Origin of the sequence: Aporhodopirellula sallentina SM41 (genome assembly GCF_000346505.1) — a bacterium.
Lineage (GTDB): Bacteria > Planctomycetota > Planctomycetia > Pirellulales > Pirellulaceae > Rhodopirellula > Rhodopirellula sallentina.
Window position 1 is genome coordinate 1 of sequence record NZ_ANOH01000051.1, and the last position, 3620, is coordinate 3620.

General features: G+C 59.1%; 4 protein-coding genes. 2 read left to right on the forward strand and 2 right to left on the reverse strand.

What is annotated here, in order from left to right:
• Positions 1-20: 20 nt before the first annotated feature.
• Both RSSM_RS02845 and RSSM_RS02850 read right to left on the reverse strand, forming a co-directional pair.
• Positions 21-1073: an NAD-dependent epimerase/dehydratase family protein gene (locus RSSM_RS02845; RefSeq protein ID WP_044300772.1), complete on the reverse strand. Its 1053-nt coding sequence runs from the start codon at positions 1071-1073 to the stop codon at positions 21-23.
• A gap of 206 nt (positions 1074-1279) precedes the next feature.
• Entirely contained in the window at positions 1280-1567 is a 288-nt protein-coding gene (locus RSSM_RS02850) for a hypothetical protein (protein ID WP_008674261.1), read from the reverse strand.
• Positions 1568-1786: 219 nt separating this feature from the next.
• On the opposite strand from RSSM_RS02850, the gene RSSM_RS02855 reads away from it, so the two are divergent.
• Together RSSM_RS02855 and thiD are read left to right on the forward strand one after the other, a co-directional pair.
• Positions 1787-2620, forward strand: coding sequence for a sensor histidine kinase (locus RSSM_RS02855; protein WP_044300773.1), 834 nt, complete (start codon positions 1787-1789; stop codon positions 2618-2620).
• Positions 2620-3465, forward strand: a complete 846-nt coding sequence (gene thiD, locus RSSM_RS02860) for a bifunctional hydroxymethylpyrimidine kinase/phosphomethylpyrimidine kinase (RefSeq protein ID WP_008674265.1) — start codon at positions 2620-2622, stop codon at positions 3463-3465. Before RSSM_RS02855 ends, thiD begins: the two co-directional genes overlap by 1 nt.
• The last annotated feature ends 155 nt before the right edge of the window (positions 3466-3620 follow it).

Below are 3620 nucleotides of genomic sequence, written 5' to 3' on the forward strand. Positions count from 1 at the left end.
GAACTCCCCCAACCAACTCTCTACTTCGCCAATTTCGCTTCTTCCGACGCGATCATCTGGCGTAGGATCTCGTCGAGCGAAACTCGGATGTCCCAATCGGGATAATCTCTTCGCAGCTTGCTCAGGTCGCTGATGTAGCAAATGTGATCACCCTTTCGGTTGTCATCACCGAGCGTCCACTGCACCTCGTGGCCGGACAACTCTTTGATCTTCTCGATACACTCGAGAACACTCGCGGCGTTATCTCGGCCACCGCCGATGTTGTAGACCTCGCCCGGACGTGGGTTCTTCGAGAACGCTTCGAACGCCTTCACCACATCGCTGCACTCGATCTGGTCGCGAACCTGTTTGCCTTTGTAGCCGAAGATCGTGTAGGGCTTGCCCGCGACCGCGACGTGCACCAGATAGCTGAGAAAACCGTGCAGCTCCACACCGCTGTGGCTCGCCCCAGTCAAACATCCACCGCGAAAGATCCCAGTCTTGATTCCAAAGTACTTGCCATACTCTTGGGCCAACACGTCAGCCGCCGTTTTTGATGCGCCGAACAACGAGTGCATCGTCTGGTCGATGCGGCATGACTCGCTGATCCCGTTGTAGTCTGCTTCGTCCGCGTACTCCCACCGCGACTCAAGTTCCTGCAACGGCAACTCGTTCGGTGCGTCACCGTACACCTTGTTCGTACTCATGTGACAGAACACCGCATCCGGAGCGTGCTGGCGAGTCGCCTCGAGCAGATTCAACGTTCCGTTTGCGTTGACCTCGAAATCCAAAAACGGAATCGCAGCCGCTTTGTCATGCGACGGTTGCGCCGCACAGTGGATGATCAGGTCGGGAGTTTCTTTCTCGAACAACGCCAAGACCCCCTCGCGGTCACGAATGTCCAAGGCGACCGTTCGGAAGTTCGTCGTTTCCTCCTCGAGACGCGTTTGGTTCCAACGCGTGCTGCCATCGGGCCCGAAGAACGTCGCCCGCATGTCATTGTCGATGCCGATGACCTCGTCACCGAGAGCATCCCAGTGACGTACCGCGGCAGAACCAATCAAACCGCTCGATCCGGTGACAATAACACGCATTTCAAACAAGCACAAAAACGGGGAAACGTTCAGAAAAGAAAGCCGACATAGTGTAGTTACGTTCCTCTTTCGCGACAGAGACCGGGTTCGCAAAAGTTGCATTTCGAGCGTGAGTTCCAATCGATCACGCCCGCGCGCATCGTCATCCTCGACACCTTTGGCATCTCACCCCAAAAACGCTCGATGCCCTCGAAAAGCGGCGAGGTTCAGGCGGCCTGCGAATGGGGGCGGACCGACGCTGTTTCGTCAAGAATTTCGCGAATCGCGAGTGCCTGTTCCGCGGCGGGCTGCGAGAGATCGAGAAACAACACCCGGCGGCCTCGAATTTCGCACCACGTGCATCCGGCACCTTCGAGCGGGGCTCCACGGACCTCAAACCCGTACTGCCGAGCGATCCGCGTCATCCGTCGTAATCGATCGAGAACGTTCTCGTCGGAGCCTTCTACGCGGGAGATATCAGCGGGTTTGCGCGGTCGTTTTACTGTGGTGGGCATCGCGATTTCGCAGGATAAAAGGACACACGTTAAGTTTTGCCGGTCGCTGAATCGGGATTTATCAGAAACGCCGGTCGCGCCGATAGATCCAGTGAGGCCGAGTCGTAACGACTATTCGATCCATCTCGTTCCTGATCGACTCAGCCCGTTCGCCGCCCCTCTGTCCCTACCGCTTAGCGTGTGCAAAAAATGCCGGATTCACGAGCCAACGTCCGCCCCATGAACTCAAACTCCGCCGCCGCGCCGGCACCGATTCCGGAGGACGCTCGCGAGGCGAACACGACTGCCGACGCGCAGATCCAGGCAATGAAGGAGCAGATCCGACACCTGCAAAGCCTCGCGAGCCTCGGCGAATTGACCGGCACGGCGACGCACGAGTTCAACAACGTTTTGATGACCGTCATCAACTACGCCAAACTCGGTCTGCGAAACCAAGACACCGCCAGCCGCGACAAAGCGCTCACGAAGATTCTCGAAGCCTCCGAACGGGCCGCCAAAATCACCAACACGATCTTGGCCCAAGCCCGCAACCGGACGGACGCGAAAGAGCCGACCGATCTCGCCGCTCTCGTCCGCGACACGCTCGTTCTGATGCAGCGTGAAATGCAGAAGTACCGTATCTCGGTGGAACTCGACATCGCCGACGAACTGCCGATGATCTCCGCCAGCGGCAACCAGATCCAGCGACTGCTGCTGAACCTGATGACCAACGCACGCCAAGCAATGGGCGAAGGCGGAACGCTGTTGATCCGCGTCATCGCGAGTCGCACCGCCGACGCCCCCTCGGCTCAACCGACGCACGTCGAACTGACCGTGCGTGATTCCGGATCGGGAATCCCCGAAGACGTCCTACCTCGCATCTTTGATCCGTACTTCTCGACCAAAGCCGGCCCGGACGAATCCGGCAAAGGCGGCACGGGACTGGGCTTGGCCGCCTGCAAGGACATCATCGACGAACACGGCGGACGGGTTCGTGTCGAGAGTTCGGTGGGCCGTGGAACCGCGTTCGTGATCAGTTTCCCGATCGCGGCGGCAAAGCAGGCGGCCGCCTGATGACGGCTGCCGACAGAGAAGTCACGATCGCGCCGCACGCGATCGCGTTGACCATCGCGGGTTCCGACCCGAGCGGCGGAGCGGGCTTGCAGGCCGACCTGAAAGCGTTCCAGCAAAACGGCGTCTACGGCATGTCGGTCGTGACGTTGATCACGGTCCAAAACACGCTCGGTGTCGGTCACGTGGAGATGCTGACACCGGAGTTAGTCTGCCAGCAATACGATGCCGTGATGTCAGACATCCCGCCGCGAGCGATCAAGACCGGAGCATTGGGGACAGGCGCAATTATCGCGGAAATTGCTGCTCGCCTGGAGGAATGCGACACACCGGTCGTCGTCGACCCGGTCATGGTCAGCAAACACGGCGCCCCGTTGGTCGACGACGCCGCCGTGATCGCCTTCCGCGAAACGCTGCTGCACCGTGCGACGCTGATCACGCCGAACCGATTCGAAGCCGAAAGGTTGCTCGACCGAAAGATTGACAACGACCAAAACGCGTACTTCGACGCCGCGCAAGAACTTCTCGAACTCGGACCACAGATGGTGCTGCTCAAAGCCGGCGAGTTCGAAGGCAGTCAACTGCATGTCTTTGCCAACGGCGAGAACATCGTCACGCTGACGCTCGAACGCCACAACACCGATCAAACGCAAGGTGCCGGGTGCTCGCTCGCGGCAACCATCGCCGCCCGGATCGCCCTGTCATCGCCCGACGATCCGATCATCGATCGCACGCGCGGTGCCGTCGACTTTGCCGTCGCCGCGGTTAACCACGCGATCCGATTTGCACCGAACTACGGAATCGGACGCGGCCCGATCGAATCTCGCATGCTGCATATCGGCGACTGATTTGCGGCAAACAGACAGCCAACCGCTCCCGTAGTGGATCTTGTTAAAGATCCTCATGCAGCGGGATCTTTAACAAGATCCACTACCTCGAAACTCGCTACTTTGAGTAATGCCTTACAGCACCGACGGAGCAACGAGTAACTCGCGAGCCACTT

What these genes read in the sequence shown, in the direction of transcription:
- RSSM_RS02855 (WP_044300773.1), top strand. Translation starts at nt 1,787, where the DNA reads ATGAACTCAAACTCCGCCGCCGCGCCGGCACCGATTCCGGAGGACGCT.
- thiD (WP_008674265.1), top strand. Translation starts at nt 2,620, where the DNA reads ATGACGGCTGCCGACAGAGAAGTCACGATCGCGCCGCACGCGATCGCG.
- RSSM_RS02845 (WP_044300772.1), bottom strand. Translation starts at nt 1,073, where the DNA reads ATGCGTGTTATTGTCACCGGATCGAGCGGTTTGATTGGTTCTGCCGCG.
- RSSM_RS02850 (WP_008674261.1), bottom strand. Translation starts at nt 1,567, where the DNA reads ATGCCCACCACAGTAAAACGACCGCGCAAACCCGCTGATATCTCCCGC.